This window comes from Methylobacterium sp. ARG-1, assembly GCF_001262595.1.
Lineage (GTDB): Bacteria > Pseudomonadota > Alphaproteobacteria > Rhizobiales > Beijerinckiaceae > Methylobacterium > Methylobacterium brachiatum.
In genome coordinates this window covers 40,961-58,707 of sequence record NZ_LHCD01000024.1, presented here as the reverse complement: position 1 = coordinate 58,707, position 17,747 = coordinate 40,961, and the positions used below count along the sequence as shown (strand labels likewise).

Genomic DNA, 17,747 nt, shown 5'->3' with positions numbered 1-17,747 from the left:
TTCACGGGAAACACACCATGACGCGAGACGCCGCCATCGCGCGCGCCACGGAGGCTTTCGATTCGGGCGCGTTTCTCGCCCTCCTGCGGGAGGCGGTGGCGATGCCCACCGAGAGCCAGGCCCCCGGCCAGGAGGCGGCCTTGCGCGCCTATCTCGACGCCTTCATCGTGCCGCTCGTCGCCCGGCTCGGCTTCGAGACGCCAAAGATCTTCCCGAACCCCGACGGGGTGCACGGCCCGTTCCTGATCGCCGAGCGGCGCGAGGGCGCGGACCTGGACCTGCCGACCGTGCTGATCTACGGCCACGGCGACACGGTGCGGGGCTATCCCGAGCAGTGGCGCGAGGGTCTCGGCCCCTGGGAGATCGTGGTCGAGGGTGACCGCTGGTACGGGCGTGGCACCGCCGACAACAAGGGCCAGCACGTCCTCAACCTCGCCGCCCTGGAGCAGGTGATTGCGGCCCGCGAGGGCCATCTCGGCTTCAACGTAAAGCTGCTGATCGAGATGGGCGAGGAATCGGGCTCCCCGGGCCTGCGGCCGTTCTGCCGTGAGCAGGCCGATTCCCTGCGCTCGGACGTGCTGATCGCCTCGGACGGCCCCCGCCTCAACGGCGAGCGCCCGACCCTCTTCCTGGGCTCCCGCGGCGCCTACAATTTCGAGCTCAGCCTGAACCTGCGCGAGGGCCCGCACCATTCCGGCAACTGGGGCGGGCTGCTGCGCAACCCCGGCACGGTGCTGGCCTCGGCGATCGCCTCGATGGTCGATGCCCGCGGCAGCATCCTGGTCGAGGCCCTGCGGCCGCCGCCGATTCCCGAGGGCGTGCGCGCGGCGCTCGCCGACATCCGCGTCGGCGAGGACCCGACCGCGCCCAAGATCGATTCCGACTGGGGCGAGCCAGGCCTGACGCCCGCCGAGCGGGTCTTTGCCTGGAACACCCTGGAGGTCCTGGCCTTCAAGACCGGCGATCCGGACGGGCCGCTCAACGCCGTGCCGCCTCACGCCAAGGCAACCTTGCAGCTGCGCTTCGTGGTCGGCACAGACTGGCAGAACCTCATCCGGAACGTGCGCGCCCATCTCGACGCGCACGGCTTCCCGATGATCGAGGTCAGGCCAGCCCGCGCCGCCGAGGTGTTCCAGGCGACGCGGCTGCCGGTGGAGGATCCCTGGGTCGAGTGGGCGCTCCAGTCGATCGAGGCGAGCTCCGGCAAGAAGCCGGCGCTGCTGCCCAATCTCGGCGGCTCGCTGCCGAACGACGCCTTCTCGGAGATCCTGGGCCTGCCGACCCTCTGGGTGCCGCATTCCTACCCGGCCTGCCGCCAGCACGGGCCGGACGAGCACATGCTCGCCTCCGGCACCCGCGAGGGTCTGGCGATCATGGCCGGCCTGTTCTGGGATCTGGCCGAGGCCGGACCCGACATCCTGCGCCGCCGCAAAGCGAGGGCCTGACACGATGAGCGAGCCGGTCGTCCGCATCCGCGATCTGACGATCGCGCTCCCCAAGGGCGCCGACCGCCCGCACGCGGTCGAGGGCCTGAACCTCGATCTCGAAGCGGGAAAGATCCTGTGCGTGGTCGGGGAATCAGGCTCGGGCAAGTCGATGAGCGCCTACGCGCTGACCGGCCTCCTGCCCCGGGCCCTGAAGCCGACGGCCGGCACGATCCTGTTCGAGGGGCGGGACCTCCTGACCCTCGACGAGCCGGCGTGGCGGTCCCTGCGCGGCCGGCGCATCGCCATGGTGTTCCAGGAGCCGATGACGGCGTTGAACCCGGTGATGCGGATCGGCGACCAGATCGCCGAGATGTTTGAGGCGCACAACCTGCTCACCCGCAGCGAGCGCTGGGCCCGGGCGGTGGCGCTGGCCACCGAGGTCGGCCTGCCGAACCCCGAGGAGGCGGTGCGGGCCTACCCGCACCAGCTCTCCGGCGGCCAGCGGCAGCGGGCGATGATCGCCATGGCGCTGGCGCTGGAGCCCTCGGTGCTGGTCGCCGACGAGCCGACCACGGCCCTCGACGTCACCACCCAGGCCCAGATCCTCAGGCTGATCCGCGACCTGCAGCGGAAGCGCGGGATGAGCGTCCTGTTCATCACCCACGATTTCGGCGTGGTGGCGGAGATCGCCGACCACGTGGCGGTGCTCCAGCGCGGGCGGCTCGTGGAATCCGGCACCGCCGAGGCGGTGCTGGGGAATCCGCAGGCACCCTACACCAGGGCGCTGCTCGCCGCCGTCCCGAGCCTGACGCCGCCGCCGCGCGCGCCTATGGAGGCGGCCCCGGTCGCCCTCTCGGTGTCCGGGCTGTCCAAGACCTATGCCGGGCGCTCCGGCCTGTTCGGCAAGCCGCGGATCGTGGGGGCGGTGAAGGAGGTTTCGTTCGATGTCCGCCGCGGCGAGACCCTGGGCATCGTCGGCGAGTCCGGCTCGGGCAAGTCGACCACCGCGCGGCTCGCGATCCGCCTGATCGAGCCCGACGGCGGCACGGTCCGGCTGGGGGACCTTGACTATACGGCCCTCGGCAAGACGGCCTTGCGCGACAAGCGCAGCGGCATCCAGATGATCTTCCAGGACCCGTTCGCGTCGCTGAACCCGCGCCGCACCGTGGAGCAGATCATCACGGCGGGGCCGATCGCCCACGGGGTTCCGGCCGCGGAGGCGCGGGAGCGGGCGCGGAGCCTCCTCGACCTCGTCGGCCTCGACCCGAAGGCCGCCGCCCGCTACCCCAATGCCTTCTCGGGCGGCCAGCGCCAGCGCATCGGCATCGCCCGGGCGCTTGCCATGGAGCCGGACGTGCTGGTGGCCGACGAGGCGGTCTCCGCCCTCGACGTCTCGGTCCAGCGCCAGGTGCTGGATCTGCTGGAGGATTTGAAGCAGCGGCTCTCGCTGGCGATGCTGTTCATCACCCACGACCTGCGGGTGGCGGCCACGATCTGCGACCGCATCGCCGTGATGCATCGCGGCGCCATCGTGGAGATGCGCACCACCACCGACCTGTTCGCCGCCCCGGAGCACGCCTACACGCGCAGCCTGCTGGCGGCCGTGCCGGGTGCCCGCGCGTCGTAGCGGGCGGCTGAGACGTCCTGGCCCCTCTCTGAGACGCCAGGGACCGCCATTGGACACACAGACAAGTTTTTTGGACGGACTCGGACTGTCCCGCTTCGGGCCATCCGGTAAAATCCCGGCATTGTCGAGGGCCCGAGCGCCCCGGCGGATCTACGGCCGACCGCAACGTCCGTCCCCGCTCGCACCTCGAACGCGGACGGGGACTCTTGACGTGTCGTTCTCAGCCAAGCCCGATGATCCTCAGTCCTTGCGCAGGCGGTCCCTGCCGGACGGGCAGCCGTCCCGGCGCCAAGGATCGGCGCAACGGGCAGGCCGCAGGGCCAACACCGGCAACCGCCGCGCGGGCAAGCCGGAGGCGGTCGCCGAGATCGTCGGCGCTCGGATCATCTACCTGAGCTGGGCCCAGACCTTCGGACGTCCGCCCCGGGCGCGATTGCCCGGGATGATCGCGCGCATCCTGCCGTTCCGCCAGCGGTAACCGGCGACCGAAGGAAGCCGCTGATCGGCGGAGGCGCCGGTCAGCCTTTGGTGCCCGTCCTGCGCTGATCGGCGCGGGCACCCGGAACGCCGAGGCCGATCGCCTTGGCGAGGGCGGAGCGCTGCGCGGCGTAGCCCGGCGCGGTCATCGGATAGTCCGCCGGCAGGCCGTAGCGCTCGCGGTAGCGCTCGGGCGTCAGGCCGTGGGCCGTCAGGTGGCGCTTCAGCGTCTTGTACGACCGGCCGTCGATGAAGCTGATGATGCCGTCCTGCTGGACCGACTTGCGGATCTGGGCCGCGGTCGGCGGCTCGATCACGGGCTCGACCTCCACGGGCGGCTTGCCGTCGAGATTGACCAAGGCGCCGTGAACGCTGGCGATCAGCTCGGGCAGCGCGGTCGGCGGGACGGGATTGTTCGACACATAGGCGGCGACGATGTCGCCGACCAAGACGGCCAGTTCGGCGCTGCTCTCGGGGATCGTTTCGGGCACTGCGCAAGTTCCAGTCTAAGATTTCGATCGTGACACCACGGTTCCAAAGCAAAAACCGTCGCAGTGTCAAGATGCTTTGTTCAGCCGATCCCGTTTCGCGGCAGAATTTTAATGCGACCTCTAAGGAAAACACGTTCCCGACAGAGTGTTTTCACTGCCTCCATCCCGCGATCTGCTGGGCCTGTTCCGATCAGATCTTCAGAAAATCCGAAATACGAAACTCAGAACACAGTTTGCTTCTGTCCACGGTCTCAACCGATCCCGAGTCCGCGGATGAGACCGAGGCTGACCGCGACCAGGACGGCCAGCGAGGCGGTCACTGCCAGGGTGACCCGGCCCCCGACGCGGGCGAGCACGCGCACGTCGACCCCGAGACCCAGGGCCGCCATGGACAGGACCGTGAGCACGCCCGCGAGCTGCGTCAGCGGCTTGACCGCCGCATCCGGGATCAGCCCGAGGGAGCGGGCGGTGGCCAGCGCCAGGAAGCCAAGAATGAACCAGGGCACCAGCTTGGTCAGGCCGGGACGGGGCTTCGGGCCGGTCGCTTCGAGTCCGGCCTCCTGGGGCAGGCGCGAGGCGATCAGCGAGAACGCCACCACCACCGGCCCGAGCATCAGCACGCGCACGAGCTTGACTAGGGTGCCGACCTGCGTGGCGAGCAGGCTCACCGGCACGGTCGCAGCCAGGACCTGCGGCACCGCGTAGACGGTGAGCCCGGCCAGCACGCCGTACTGGTTGTCGCTCAAGCCGGCGAGCGGCACGAACAGGGGCAGCCCGAGCACCATCAGCACGCCGAGCACCGCGGTGAACGCGATGGCCGCCGCGATGTCCTTGGGCTGGGCCCCGATCACCGGCGCCACCGCGGCGATGGCCGAGTTGCCGCAGATCGCGTTGCCGCAGGCCACCAGGATCGCCATCCGGGGCGGCAGGCCGAGCGCTCGGCAGATCGCCACGCTGGCACCGATGCCGATCGCCACGGTGCCGACGATGCCGGCGAGGAGGGCCGGTCCGGAGGCCAGGATCGCCCCGAGACTGAGGGAGGCGCCGAGCAGGACGACCGCGACCTCGAGGAGTTGCTTGGCCGAGAACGCGATGCCGGTGCGGAACCGGGCATCCGGGGTCCAGGCGGTGCGCAGGGCGATGCCGATCAGGATCGCCAGCACCAGCGCCTCGACATAGGGGTGGCCGGCGACGCGCTCCTCGAGCGCCTGTGCGGCCATGGCCACGGCGGTGATCGCCGCGCACAGGCCGAGGCCCGGCAGTACGGAGGCACCGGTTCCGTCCCGTGCGGCCGCGCCGGTTTCGCCCGCCCGGGACGAGGTTTTTGAGCTCACGCCGGTCGCTCCGTGGTCGACACCCGAGCAAAGGGAAGAAAACGTTTGCCGCGAACGCGCAAGAGAGAAGGACACTCTACGGCACGAGAAAACTTCGAAAGACGCGTCCATTGCGGCGCGAGGGTTCGAGCGCGACATTCACTCCCATGCGCACCACCCCGAATACCCGGTCGACGACGATGGCGTTCGACCCCTTTGGCGAGCCCGTCGCCGAAGGCGTGGCGAACGCTTGCCCGACCGCGTCCGGAGATCGGACCGCCCGCCGGGTCGGCGGCGCCGTGTTTTGGACGCTTGCGCTGGCGATCCTGGCTGGCCGCGTCTACGCCTACGACATGCCTGCGGTGGAAAGCGTCGCCTCCTACGCCGCGCAGGTTATTGCCCTGCGCTGAGGCGCGGTCGTCACTCAATACGTATCGGCCAGATAAGCCGCGATCGCGCGGCCATCGGCTTCGTCGATCGGGGCGTGGTAGACCTTGATCATCTTGGTTACCTCCGCATCCCAGAACGCCTTGCCGCGGCCCGGCGGCTGCGTGGCGATGTAATCGATCGAGTGGCAGGTCTGGCAATTGGCCTGCGCCGCCGCGAAGCCCCGGCCCTGGCTGCCCCCCTCCCCGTCCCGGGGCGCCTTCAGTTCCGCGGTCGGATCCGGCAGGGAGTAGCTTCGCGGTGCCGACAGGGCGGTGCCCGCGATCAGGCCGGCGGCCAGCGATCCGACAAGAAGCGCGCGCATCCCGTTCCCCTTCACGCCACCCGGACCCGGGTGGTCTCGACCCCGTTGCGCATGTAACCGGACGGGTTCCAGCGGGACTCCATCGGCTGCGTGCTGCCGTCGGTGGCGGTGGCTCGAACCCGGATCGCGTGCGACCCCGGATCCAGTTCGATATCGAGCGACCAGGGACGGAACGCGTAGGGGCCGAGATCCTGCCCCAGGGCCGCCGGCGTCCAGTTCCGGCCGTCGTCGGTGGACACCGCGACGGCCTTGATGCCGGAACCGCCGTCGAACGCGATCCCGCGCAGATGCGTCCTGCCGGCCTGGATGTTCGCTCCGTCAACGAGGTTGGTCAGGAACGACCGCACATTGAGGCGCCCGATCGGCACCGTAGCGGCGGCCTGGCCGGGCTCCGTGCAGGCGCACGCATTGTCCGGGATGCGGTAGGCGCTCTTCATGAAGAAGCCGTCGAAGGGCGTGTCGCGGACCGTGATCGCGTTCAGGTGTTTGACCCAGTAGGTGCCGTAGAAGCCCGGCACCACGAGGCGCAGCGGAAACCCGTTGAGCCAGGGGAGGTCTTCGCCGTTCATGGCCCAGGCCAGCATCACCTGCCCGTCGCGGGCATGGTCGAGCCCGAGCGCCTTCACGAAATCCGGGGTCTCGGGCAGGACCGGGCCGTCCATCCCGTCGAACGTCACCTGCACGGCGCCGGTCTTCACGCCGGCCCGGTCGAGCACGCTCTTCAGCGGCACGCCGGTCCAGCGGGCGCAGCCCATGGCGCCGTTGCCCAGCTGGCCGCCGGCCATGCGCGGCTCGAAGAAGCCGCGGGAATTGCCCGAGCACTGATTCACGGCCACGATCTCGGTCCGCCCGGGCAGGGCCTTGATCTCGGCCAGCGACAGCGAGACCGGCCGCTCGACATGGCCCGTCACACCGAGCCGGAACGTGTCCAGATCGATCTCCAGGGGGATGTCGGCCAGGTGGTAGCGCACGAAGAAGGCGTCGTTGGGGGTGATCGCCCCCTCGTCGAACACCGCGAACGGCGTCTCGAGCTGCGGCGGCCGGGCCGTATTCTGAAGAAGGGGGCGCTTGCCCGGATAGGCGACCAACGGCCGTGTGCCGTTGCCGAAGGGAAGCGTGACCTCCTCGGCCCGGGCCCGCAACGGTGCCACGACGGTCGCGAGCGCGCCGAGACCGCCCTGCAGAACCCGGCGCCTGTCGAGATCAGCCATCGTCGCGTCCTTCTTCCACCACCCTGGGAAACCGAACGATCTGCGCGCGGACGCCCTTCGATCCGACAATCCCGGGGCGGCCCTACCGTGGGGGTGTATCAGAATTTCGTCCGGTCGAACCGGCCGACCCCGAGGCATTCGTGTTTCACGGGAAACATTACGCCGCGGTCAGCCGAGCGCCGCGATCTCGGCCGCCAGGGCGTCCGGGACCGTCAGCCCGTCGCGCCCGGCGCGGCGGCGCAGATCGAGGCGCCGGCTTCCCGGCAGCCGGGCGCCGTCCTGATCCTCGATCGCTCCGGCCAGGACGGCGAAGCGCTCCGGTGCGTCGGAGCTCAAGGCCGTGGCATCGATCGCCAGGATCAGTTGCCCGGTTCCGGGCGGGTCGCCCGCCGCGTCGAGGAACGAGCTGGCCTCCGCTGCGAAGCGCCCCCCGGTGAGTCCGGCCGCCAGCAGCTCCACCATGAGAGCGAGGGCCGTGCCCTTGGCGTCGCCGAGCGGTATCATCGTGCCGTCGAGGGCGGCGGCGGGATCGGTGGTCGGACGGCCCTCGGCATCGAGCGCCCAGCCCTCCGGGATCGCCTCCCTGCGCTGCTTCGCGCCCACGATGGCGGCCCGGGCGACCTTCGACAGGGCGAGGTCGATCACGATCGGCGCGCGACCGGGCAACGGGCAGGCGAAGGCCAGCGGGTTGGTGCCGAACACCGCGCGGTTGCCGCCCCAGGGCGCCATGGCGGCGGGCGTATTGGCGAACAGGATCGCGAGACATCCGGCCTCGGCCAGGGCCTCGACCGGCCGGCCGGCGGCGCCGCAATGATGCGAGCGCCGGATCCCGGCCGCCGCGATCCCCTGCCGGCGTGTCAGTTCGGGCAGCTCGGCCAGCGCCGCGTCGAGGGCCGGATAGGCGAAGCCGTGTCCGGCATCGATCGCCAGGAGCCCCGGCCGCGGGTGAGTGACGGTGATCGCGGCATCGCCCACGACCTTGCCGGTCCGCAGCTGCGCGGCGTAGCTCGGCACCCGCGACAGGCCGTGCCCCTTCAGGCCGTCCGCCTCGGCGGCCACCAGGGCCCGGGCGGTGCTGTCGGCCGCAGCCGCCGAGGCGCCGCAGCGGCGGAAGGCGCCGGCCGCGAGGGCGTGCGCCTCCGCAAGGGACAGGATTGGCATGGTCAGGACTCCGGATGGATGCGCGACATCACCCGACGCCATGCCGGACTTCGATCAGGCCTGCATCCCCCAACGCTGGATGGTCCGTCGCTCGATCGTCTGGAAGATCAGGTTCTCCACCACGAGACCGATCAGGATCACGGTGAGCAGCCCGGCGAACACGTTCGGGATGTCGAGCATGTTCTTGTTCTCGAAGATGAACCAGCCGAGCCCACCCGCCCCGGACGAGACTCCGAACACCAGCTCGGCCGCGATCAGGGTCCGCCAGGCGAAGGCCCAGCCGACCTTCAATCCGGTGAGGATCGACGGGAAGGCCGCCGGGATCAGGATCTTGCCGATCAGCCGCGGTCCTGACAGCCCGTAATTGCGCCCGACCATCCGGAGCGTCCGGCTCACCGACAGGAAGCCGGAATGGGTGTTGAGCGCGATCGCCCAGGTCACCGAGTGGACCAGGACGAAGATCAGGCTGCCATTGCCTAGACCGAACCAGATCAGCGCCAGCGGCAACAGCGCGATGGCCGGCAGGGGGTTGAACATCGAGGTCAGGGTCTCGAGGAAATCGGTCCCGATCCGCGACGCGATGGCGACGCCGGTGAGCAGGGTCGCCAGCACGATGCCGGCGGCGTAGCCCATCAGCAGCACCTTCAGCGAGCTCCAGGCCCGCGCCGGGAGGGTGCCGTCGGCGACCGCCCGGAAGAACGCCTCCATGGTCGCCGAAAAGGTCGGGAACAGCAGGTCGTTGTCGAGGTAGCGCCCGTACGCTTCCCAGATCCCCGCCAGCAGGACCAGGATCAGGATCTTGCGCAGCCAGGCCTGGTTGTAGAGCCGCTCGAAAGCCGAGAGCGGCTTCTCCACCACCGGAGCGCCGTGGGCCTGGCCGGTCTGCCGCACGATCTCGGGGCGGACCGGCTCCGCGGCGGCCGGCCGCGGCGGCACGGCCGTCGGAGCGTCGCTCAGAAGGGGCGCGCTAGACATTCTCGGCCTCCTGGATCTCCTCGGAGAAGAGCATCTGCTGGATGCGGTTCTCCAGCCGCAGCGCCGCCTCCGGGGTGGCGGCGCTGTTGAGCTCGGCCTTGACCTCGCCGGGATGGGGCGAGAGCAGCAGGATGCGGGAGCCGACCTTGATCGCCTCGGGGATCGAGTGCGTCACGAACAGAACCGTGAAGCGCGTCTCCTCCCAAAGCATCAGCAGCTCGTCCTGCATGCGCCGCCGGGTGAGCGCGTCGAGCGCCGCGAACGGCTCGTCCATCAGCAGGATGTCGGGCTCCATCGCCATGCCGCGGGCGATGGCCACGCGCTGCTTCATCCCGCCCGACAGGGTGTGCGGGTAGCTGTCGGCGAACTTCGTGAGGTTGACCTTGTCGATGTAGAGGTTGGCCCGCTCCAGCGCCTGACGGCCTTTCAGCCGGCCCGAGGCTTCGAGGGCGAAGACCACGTTCTGCCGGACCGTCTTCCACGGCAGGAGCTGGTCGAATTCCTGGAACACCATCATCCGGTCGGGCCCGGGCTCGGTCACCGGGCGGCCTTTCAGCCGGATCTCCCCCTCGGTGGGGGCCATGTAGCCGCCGACCGCCTTGAGCAGGGTCGACTTCCCGCAGCCGGATGGCCCGAGCAGGACGAACCGGTCTCCGGGCCAGACCTTGAAGCTCACCCGGTAGGTGGCCGTGACGAGGTGCTCGGGCGTCTTGTAGCGGAGCGTGACGCCGTCGACCTCCAGCAGAGGCTGACCCGTACCCATCCATCCTCCCTGGCGCCGCAGCTTGAGCCGCGTGTCGCTGATGGCCTGGAGATGGTCCGGGCCTCACGGGAAAGTGTAGGGCCGGCGAGGAGAGGCTGTAAAGCGGCGACTTCTTGATAAACGAGGATTGCTGTCCGGATCAGCCCGATTGTTTCGTCTATCCCGGTCTGCCGCTCAGGTTCGGGAATATCTCACAAGGCTGTTCCCAACGGTCAGTCGAAGGAGCGTATTTCGTACATCTCCCGGCCGAAGCGCCCGTTCGATGGTCCCGCACCGTCATGGCGAGCGCAGCGAAGCAACCCGGGGCGGCGCGCGCCCCCCGGACGTGGCGTTTCCCTCGGTTGCTTCGCTGCGCTCGGAATGACGGTGGCGTGTGGGCCCTGCGACGGAAACCTCACCCTCCCCATCTTAGACCGGGTGCCACCACCGGCCCCGCAGCACCACGCCTTCGGAGAAAATCCGGTGGGCGCCGGTCATGTGCTCGCCCCTTGTGTCCACGTAGTCGAACGCGCCGTCCCGGACCGACAGCACGGTGGCGTCGCCGAGCGCGCCGACCTTCAGGGTGCCGTATTCCATGCGCTTCAGCGCCACCGCGGCGTTGACCGTGGAGGCGGCAATGACCTCGTGCAGGCTCATGCCGAGGCAGAGCATCTTCGACATGGTGGTGACTTGGTCGAAGGCGGGGCCATCGATGCAGAGCTGGTGCACGTCGGACGAGATCGTGTCCGGCAGGAAGCCGCCGGCCAGCATGGCCCGGGCGGTCTTGAACGCGAACGAGCCCTTGCCGTGGCCGATATCGAACAGCACGCCCCGGGCCCGGGCGTCGCGGAGCGCCGGCTTGACCGCGCCCTGCGCAGTCACGGGGGAATTCGGGAACGGCCGGAAGGCATGGGTCAGCACGTCGCCGGGGCGCAGCATGGCCAGCACCTCCTCGTAGCTCGGCGGCGGCTCGTCGATATGGGCCATCAGCGGCAGGCCGGTCTCTTCCGCGACCTGGAGGGCGATGTTGAGCGGCGCGGTGCCCTGGTCCCCGGAGGAGTTGCGCCCGACCCGGACCTTGATGCCGACGATCACGTCCCGGTTGGCCTCGGCCACCTCCACCGCCTCGCGGGGCGCCATGAGCTGCGGGTCCTTGCTCTCGCCGACCATGATCGTCTTGGAGAAGGCGAAGATGCCGGCGAACGACACGTGAAGGTAGGCGAGGATGCGCGCCTCCGAGCGGTCGATCACGTGCTTGCGGAACCCCGCGAAATTGCCCGGCCCGGCGCTGCCGGTATCGACCGAGGTGGTCACCCCGGAGGTGCGGCAGAACGCGTCGGCGTCGATCCCGATCGAGGTGCCGCCCCAGTAGACATGGGTGTGCAGGTCGATCAGCCCCGGGGTGACGATCGCCCCGGCCATCTCCCGCACCTGCGTGCCCGGGCCCGCCACCAGGTCCCGGCCGAAGCCCGAGACGCGGCCCTCCGCGAAGGCGACATCGCAGACGCCGTCATGGTTCTGTGACGGGTCGATCACCCGCGCGCCCTTGAGGATCAGGTCGTGCTGCACGGCTGTCTCCGGTCCGGTCTCAGGCGGCTTGGGCGGCAACAGTGCCGTCGTTGAGGTGGCAGGCGGCCAGGTGGCCGGCGCCCACGGTGTCGAGGCGGGGCTCCTCGACCCGGCAGCGGTCGAAGGCCTGCGGGCAGCGGGTGTGGAAGCGGCAGCCGCTAGGCGGGTTGATCGGGCTCGGAACGTCGCCCTTGAGCACGATGCGGGTGCGCCCGGCCCCGGGCTCCGGAATCGGCACCGCGGAGAGCAGCGCCTGCGTGTAGGGGTGCTTCGGGGCCAGGAACAGCTCCCGGCGCGGGCCGATCTCGACGATCTTGCCGAGATACATCACGGCCACCCGGTGGGTCATGTGCTCGACGATGGCGAGGTCGTGCGAGATGAACAGCATGGCGAGGTCGAGCTCGCGCTGCAGGTCGCGCAGCAGGTTGACGATCTGGGCCTTCACCGAGACGTCCAGCGCCGAGACCGCCTCGTCGCAGATGATCAGGTCCGGCTCGGCGGCGAGCGCCCGGGCGATGCCGATGCGCTGGCGCTGGCCGCCCGAGAACTCGTGGGGCCAGCGCCCCAACGCCTCGCGCGGCAGGCCGACCCGCTCCATCAGGGCGGCGAGCTTCGCCTCGAGGTCGGCCGAGCCCTGGGCCAAACCGAAATTGCGGATCGGCTCGGCCAGGATCGCCCGCACCCGCATCCGCGGGTTGAGCGAGGAGAACGGGTCCTGGAACACCATCTGCATCCGGCGGCGCAGTGGCCGCAGGGTGCCGGCCGAGAGGTCGTCGATGCGCCGGCCCGCCAGCACCACCTGCCCGGCCGTGGGGGCGTAGAGGCGCATCAGCGCCTTGGCGACCGTGGACTTGCCGCAACCGGATTCGCCGACCAGCGAGAGGGTCTCGCCCCGGTCCACCGTGAAGGACAGGCCGTCCACTGCCTTCAGCACCCGGGCGGACCGGCCGAACAGGCCACCGCCGAGGGCGAAGTGTTTTTTCAGGTCGTTGACCTGGAGGAGCGTGCGGGCGGTCGTGGTCACGGGCAGCCTCCCAGGATTGCGTCGACCGCGGATATCCATCCCGCTCTGCGGGCCGCGAGCCTGTCGTCAAGCCTCGGGCCGACGCCGACACGCGCCCTCGCCCGTGCGGGAGAGGGTTGGGGTGAGGGATCCGCCCTCTCCGGACAAGCCTGTCCCCTCTCCCGCACGGGAGAGGGGACCCGCGCTGCATCCGGCATCATGTGAATTCGACGGCCGCTGCGAGGGCGAATGGATGCGCCAGCGAAGTCACAAACCATCATGCCGCCAGCGCGTCCTTGGGCGCGTAATGGCAGGCGGCGAGGTGGGCGGGGGCCTTCGGCTCCAGGGCCGGGGCGTAGGCGCGGCACAGGTCGGTCACGTCCGGGCAGCGGCCGGCGAAGACGCAGCCCTCGATCCGCTGCTTCAGGCTCGGGACCATGCCGGGAATCTCGGCGAGCCGCTCGGTGGCGCCGTGCTCGACCGCGCCGAGCTTGGGCACCGCCCCCATCAGCCCGCGGGTGTAGGGGTGGCGCGGCGCCCGGAACAGGTCGCGGACCGGCGCCTCCTCGACCTTCCGGCCGGCATACATCACCACCACCCGGTCGGCGACCTCGGCGACCACGCCGAGATCGTGGGTGATCAGCATGATCGCGGCGCCGACCCGGCGCTTCAGGTCGCGCATCAGGTCGAGGATCTGGGCCTGGATGGTCACGTCGAGCGCCGTGGTCGGCTCGTCGGCGATGAGGAGCTTGGGCGAGCAGGCGAGCGCGATGGCGATCATCACCCGCTGGCGCATGCCGCCCGAGAGCTGGTGCGGGTATTCCCGGACCCGGCGCCCGGGCTCCGGGATGCCGACCAGCGTGAGCATCTCCACCGCCCGCGCCTCGGCCTCGCGCCGGCTGAGGCCCTGGTGCAGCCGCAGGGTCTCGCCGATCTGGCGGCCGACGGTCAGCACCGGGTTCAGGCTGGTCATCGGCTCCTGGAAGATGACGCTGATGTCGTTGCCGCGGATCCGGCGCATCGCCTTCATGGGCAGGTCGAGGAGGTTCTGCCCCTCGAACCGGATGGCGCCGGCGATGCTGGCCGGCGGCTCGGGCAGGAGCCGCAGGATCGACATCGCGGTCACCGACTTGCCGCAGCCGGATTCGCCGACGATCGCCAGGGTCTCCCCGGCCTGGATCGCGAAGGACACGCCGTCCACCGCCCGGTTGGCCCCGTCGGGGGTGCGGAAATGGACCTGCAGGTTCTCGATGGAGAGGAGGGGTACGCCGTTCACGCCGGGGCTCCTCATGCGTCTTTCGCCATGCGGGGGTCGAGGGCGTCGCGCAGACCGTCGCCGACCAGGTTCACGGCGAGCACCGTCATCGAAAGGAAGATGGCCGGGAACAGGATGATGTAGAACTTCACCTGCCAGAGGGCCCGGCCCTCGGCCATGATGTTGCCCCAGGACGGCGTCGAGGGCGGCACCCCCGCACCGATGAACGACAGGATCGCCTCGGTGATCATCGCGGAGGCGCAGATATAGGTCGCCTGCACGGTCATGGGCGCCAGGGTGTTGGGCAGGATGTGGCGCCAGATGATCGCCGGCATGCGCGTGCCCGTGGTCACGGCGGCCTCGACATAGGGCTGCTCGCGCAGGGACAGCACGACGCCCCGGACCAGCCGGGCGACCCGAGGGATCTCCGCGATGGTGATCGCCACGATCACGTTCTGGACCGAGCCGCGGGTGAGCGCCATCAGGGTGATGGCGAGCAGGATCGGCGGGATCGACATCATGCCGTCGACGATCCGCATGACGATCCCGTCGAGCCAACGCACCATGCCGGAGACGAGCCCGACCGCGAGCCCCGCCACCGAGGCGAGGAGCGCCACCGAGAAGCCGACCAGCAGCGACACGCGGGCGCCGTAGACCACCCGCGAGTAGATGTCCCGCCCGAGCATGTCGGTGCCGAACCAGTACTGGGCCGAGGGCACGCGGGTGCGCTTGGCCGGGGCCAGGGCGGTGGGATCGACGGTGCCGAGATAGGGTGCGAGCACCGCCATCAGGAACACGATCAGCAGCAGGATCCCGCCGACCACGATGGTCGGGTGGCGGCGGACATAAGTCCAGACCGGCCCCCGGCGTTTGCGCGCCGGGATGACGTCCGGCATCGGCGTGGCGACGGCGAGGCCCGCGGGGGGCGGCGCCTTGGCGGGCAGGTCCTTGAGGGACGAGTCCCGGGCGAGGGACGGACCGGAGAGGGGCGCGACGGTCGCGGTCAATAGCGGATCCTCGGGTCGAGCAAGGTGTAGAACAGGTCGATGGCGAGGTTCACCAGCACGTAGACGAAGCTGAACAGCAGGACGACGCCCTGGATGACCGGGTAATCGCGCCGCAGGATCGCATCGACCGTGAGGCGGCCGAGGCCGGGAATCGCGAACACCGTCTCGGTGACCACAGCGCCGCCGATCAGCAGCGCGATGCCGATGCCGATCACGGTGACGATCGGCACGGCGGCGTTCTTGAGGGCGTGGATGAACAGCACCGGCCCCTGCGCCAGCCCCTTGGCCCGGGCGGTGCGGACGTAATCTTGGCTCAGCACATCCAGCATGGTCGCCCGGGTCACCCGGGCGATCAGCGCGATGTAGACGAGGCCCAGCGTCACCGCGGGCAGGATCAGGTTCGAGAACCACGGCCACAGGCCCTGCTCGATCGGCGTGTAGCCCTGCACCGGCAGCCAGCCGAGTTCGAGGGCGAACACGTAGGCGAGCACGTAGCCGACCACGAAGACCGGCACCGAGAAGCCCATCACGGCGAGCCCCATGACCAGCCGGTCGATCAGGCTGCCGGCCTTCCAGGCCGCCACGACGCCGAGCGGCACCGCCACCACGATGGCCAGGACCAGGGTGACGAGCATCAGCGACACGGTCGGCTGCACCCGTTGGCCGATCATGGTGGTGACCGGCAGGTTGGTGAAGATCGAGGTGCCGAGATCCCCGTGGAGGATCTGCCAGGACCATTCGCCGAACCGCACCAGGAACGGCCGGTCGAGGCCGAGCGAGGCGCGGATGCGGGCGACGTCGTCCGGCGTCGCCTGATCGCCCGCGATGATCGCGGCCGGATCGCCGGGGGCGAAGTAGAGGAGGCTGAAGACGAACAAGCCGACCACCGCCATCACCGGGATGGTGGCCAGGATGCGCCTGCCGATATAGCCGAGCATGGGTCTCCCCTATCTCATCGGTCGCCCGCGCCCCGGGCAGCATCCGGCTGGGGCGCAGGTCCCCTCTCCCGTGTTGTGGGAGAGAGACAGGGTGAGGGGACAGGTTTGTCCGGAGAGGGCGTATCCCTCATCCCAGCCCTCTCCCGCACGGGAGAGGGGGCGCGTCGCGCCGAACGGGATGATCGCGGGACATCTCATCACGCCTTCGACACGCCCCAGGTGAACGGGATCGGCCCCTTCACGATCCCCGAGACGCTCTTGCGCCAGGCCTGGTAGCCGAGGAAGAACCCGGTCGGGACGTAGACCACCCCCTCGCAGGCGGCGGCGTTGACCTTGTCGATGGCGGCCTTCTCGGAGGCCGGGTCGGCGGCGTCGAACCACTCGGCGATCCCCGCCTCCACGGGCGGGACGTTCGGCCAGCCGAACCACGCCTTGTCGCCGTTGGCGCGCACCGCCGGGTAGCCCGCCGGGTTGATGGTGTCGGCGCCCGCATGCCACGTGTGGAACATGTTCCAGCCGCCCTGTGACGGCGGCGCCTTGGAGGCGCGCCGGGTGCCGGTGGTGCCCCAGTCGGTGGCGACGAAATCGACGTTGAAGCCCATCTGCTTCAGCAGGTCGGCGGTGATGTCGCCCTGCGCCTTGGTGATCGGCTGGTCCTGCGCCACGACGCAGGTGACGGGCTCGCCCTTGTAGCCGGCCTCCTTGAGCATCTTGCGGCCGAGCGCGATGTCGCCCTTGCCGACGTTCTCGCCGCCCGCCTCGCTGTAGAGCGACGTCCCCGGCGTGAAGAAGCCCGGCAGCTTCTTCCACAGGCTGTCGTCGTCGCCGACGATCGCCCGCATGTAATCCTCCTGGTTCATGGCGGTCAGGACCGCCTGGCGGATCTTCGGGTTGTCGAAGGGCGGATACAGGTGGTTCATCCGGAACGACCCGACATTACCCAGCGGATCGGCGATATCGACGTTGAGGTTGGCGTTCTTGCGCAGGAGCGGCACGAGGTCGGAGATCGGGTTCTCCCACCAATCGACCTCGCCGTTCTGCAGGGCCGCCGAGGCGGTGGCCGCGTCCGGCATGATCACCCACTCGACCCGGTCGACCAGAATGTGCTTGCCCCCGGCCAGCCAGGAATTCGGCTCCGCGCGGGGCTTATAGCCAGCGAATTTCTGGAACACGGCCCGGGCGCCCGGCACCCATTCGTTGCGCACGAAGGTCATCGGGCCGGAGCCGACATATTCGGTGATCTGTGTGAACGGGTCGGTCTTGGCGATCCGCTCCGGCATGATCAGGGCCATCGGGGCGTTGGTCTTGCCGAGCGCGTAGAGGAGCTTCGGGAACGGCTTCTTCAGCCGCCAGCGGAACGTCCGGTCGTCGACGGCGGCGAGGTCGTCCTGGACGCCGCGGATCATCAGGCCGATCGGGTCGCGGGCCATCCAGCGGGTCAGGCTCGCCACCACGTCCTTGGACAGGACCGGCTCGCCGTCGTGCCACATGAGGCCGGGGCGGAGCCGGAAGGTCCAGGTCAGCTGGTCGCCCGAGACCTCCTCGGATTCGACCATTTGCCGCTGCGGCTTCAGCTGCGCGTCCACCCCGTAGAGCATGTCCCAGACGAGGGTGCCGGCATTGCGCACCACGTATTGCGTGCCCCAGATCGGGTCGAAATTGGCGAGGTTCGCCTGGGGCACGAAGCGCAGCACCTTGGCGCCCTGCGCCACGGCCGGCATCGCGATCTGCGGCGCTGCCAGCCCGAGTGCGGCCGAGCCCTTGAGGAAGGTCCTGCGGTCCATCGTGATCTCCCTGGCC

17 protein-coding genes are annotated in these 17,747 nt (G+C 69.9%); 4 read left to right on the top strand and 13 right to left on the bottom strand.

Translation table 11 applies throughout. The features are described from left to right. Positions 1–17: 17 nt before the first annotated feature. From AKJ13_RS20335 to AKJ13_RS20325, 3 genes are all read left to right on the top strand, one after another. Entirely contained in the window at positions 18–1,445 is a 1,428-nt protein-coding gene (locus AKJ13_RS20335; protein ID WP_050734990.1) for a M20 family metallopeptidase, read from the top strand. A gap of 4 nt (positions 1,446–1,449) precedes the next feature. Beyond that, the gene (locus AKJ13_RS20330; RefSeq protein WP_050734989.1) at positions 1,450–3,054 is read left to right on the top strand and encodes an ABC transporter ATP-binding protein; all 1,605 of its coding nucleotides are present in this window, start codon (positions 1,450–1,452) and stop codon (positions 3,052–3,054) included. A gap of 247 nt (positions 3,055–3,301) precedes the next feature. Next, positions 3,302–3,532, top strand: coding sequence for a hypothetical protein (locus AKJ13_RS20325; protein WP_050734988.1), 231 nt, complete (start codon positions 3,302–3,304; stop codon positions 3,530–3,532). Between the two features lie 40 nt (positions 3,533–3,572). Here AKJ13_RS20325 and AKJ13_RS20320 read toward each other — a convergent pair whose 3' ends face one another. Next, positions 3,573–4,022, bottom strand: a complete 450-nt coding sequence (locus tag AKJ13_RS20320) for a MucR family transcriptional regulator (RefSeq protein ID WP_050734987.1) — start codon at positions 4,020–4,022, stop codon at positions 3,573–3,575. Positions 4,023–4,273: 251 nt separating this feature from the next. Beyond that, a complete protein-coding gene (locus AKJ13_RS20315) occupies positions 4,274–5,284 on the bottom strand; it encodes a putative sulfate exporter family transporter (RefSeq protein WP_144426319.1) in 1,011 nt (336 codons plus the stop codon). Between the two features lie 218 nt (positions 5,285–5,502). Here AKJ13_RS20315 and AKJ13_RS20310 point away from each other — a divergent pair, with 218 nt between their 5' ends. Further along, positions 5,503–5,745 carry a hypothetical protein gene (locus AKJ13_RS20310; protein ID WP_050734985.1) on the top strand — a complete coding sequence of 81 codons (243 nt, stop codon included), beginning with the start codon at positions 5,503–5,505 and terminating at the stop codon, positions 5,743–5,745. A gap of 14 nt (positions 5,746–5,759) precedes the next feature. Here AKJ13_RS20310 and AKJ13_RS20305 read toward each other — a convergent pair whose 3' ends face one another. From AKJ13_RS20305 to AKJ13_RS20255, 11 genes are all read right to left on the bottom strand, one after another. Next, positions 5,760–6,086: a hypothetical protein gene (locus AKJ13_RS20305; protein WP_050734984.1), complete on the bottom strand. Its 327-nt coding sequence runs from the start codon at positions 6,084–6,086 to the stop codon at positions 5,760–5,762. A gap of 11 nt (positions 6,087–6,097) precedes the next feature. Next, positions 6,098–7,297 (bottom strand): molybdopterin-dependent oxidoreductase, encoded by a 1,200-nt coding sequence (locus tag AKJ13_RS20300; RefSeq protein ID WP_050734983.1) that lies wholly within the window; start codon positions 7,295–7,297, stop codon positions 6,098–6,100. A gap of 168 nt (positions 7,298–7,465) precedes the next feature. Further along, the gene (locus tag AKJ13_RS20295; protein WP_050735022.1) at positions 7,466–8,458 is read right to left on the bottom strand and encodes an Ldh family oxidoreductase; all 993 of its coding nucleotides are present in this window, start codon (positions 8,456–8,458) and stop codon (positions 7,466–7,468) included. Between the two features lie 54 nt (positions 8,459–8,512). Next, the gene (locus tag AKJ13_RS20290) at positions 8,513–9,433 is read right to left on the bottom strand and encodes an ABC transporter permease (RefSeq protein ID WP_144426316.1); all 921 of its coding nucleotides are present in this window, start codon (positions 9,431–9,433) and stop codon (positions 8,513–8,515) included. Beyond that, positions 9,426–10,196, bottom strand: coding sequence for an ABC transporter ATP-binding protein (locus AKJ13_RS20285; protein WP_007565223.1), 771 nt, complete (start codon positions 10,194–10,196; stop codon positions 9,426–9,428). The genes AKJ13_RS20290 and AKJ13_RS20285 overlap by 8 nt, the downstream gene beginning before the upstream one ends. Positions 10,197–10,604: 408 nt before the next feature. Next, positions 10,605–11,744 (bottom strand): amidohydrolase/deacetylase family metallohydrolase, encoded by a 1,140-nt coding sequence (locus AKJ13_RS20280; protein WP_050734982.1) that lies wholly within the window; start codon positions 11,742–11,744, stop codon positions 10,605–10,607. A gap of 19 nt (positions 11,745–11,763) precedes the next feature. Further along, positions 11,764–12,768: an oligopeptide/dipeptide ABC transporter ATP-binding protein gene (locus tag AKJ13_RS20275; protein WP_244471665.1), complete on the bottom strand. Its 1,005-nt coding sequence runs from the start codon at positions 12,766–12,768 to the stop codon at positions 11,764–11,766. A 256-nt stretch (positions 12,769–13,024) separates the two neighbouring features. Next, the gene (locus AKJ13_RS20270; protein WP_050734980.1) at positions 13,025–14,038 is read right to left on the bottom strand and encodes an ABC transporter ATP-binding protein; all 1,014 of its coding nucleotides are present in this window, start codon (positions 14,036–14,038) and stop codon (positions 13,025–13,027) included. Beyond that, positions 14,035–14,898, bottom strand: coding sequence for an ABC transporter permease (locus tag AKJ13_RS20265; RefSeq protein WP_050735020.1), 864 nt, complete (start codon positions 14,896–14,898; stop codon positions 14,035–14,037). Before AKJ13_RS20265 ends, AKJ13_RS20270 begins: the two co-directional genes overlap by 4 nt. Before the next feature lie 107 nt (positions 14,899–15,005). Beyond that, positions 15,006–15,947 carry an ABC transporter permease gene (locus AKJ13_RS20260; protein WP_050734979.1) on the bottom strand — a complete coding sequence of 314 codons (942 nt, stop codon included), beginning with the start codon at positions 15,945–15,947 and terminating at the stop codon, positions 15,006–15,008. 197 nt (positions 15,948–16,144) lie between these two features. Beyond that, entirely contained in the window at positions 16,145–17,731 is a 1,587-nt protein-coding gene (locus tag AKJ13_RS20255) for an ABC transporter substrate-binding protein (protein ID WP_050734978.1), read from the bottom strand. Between the last annotated feature and the right edge of the window lie 16 nt (positions 17,732–17,747).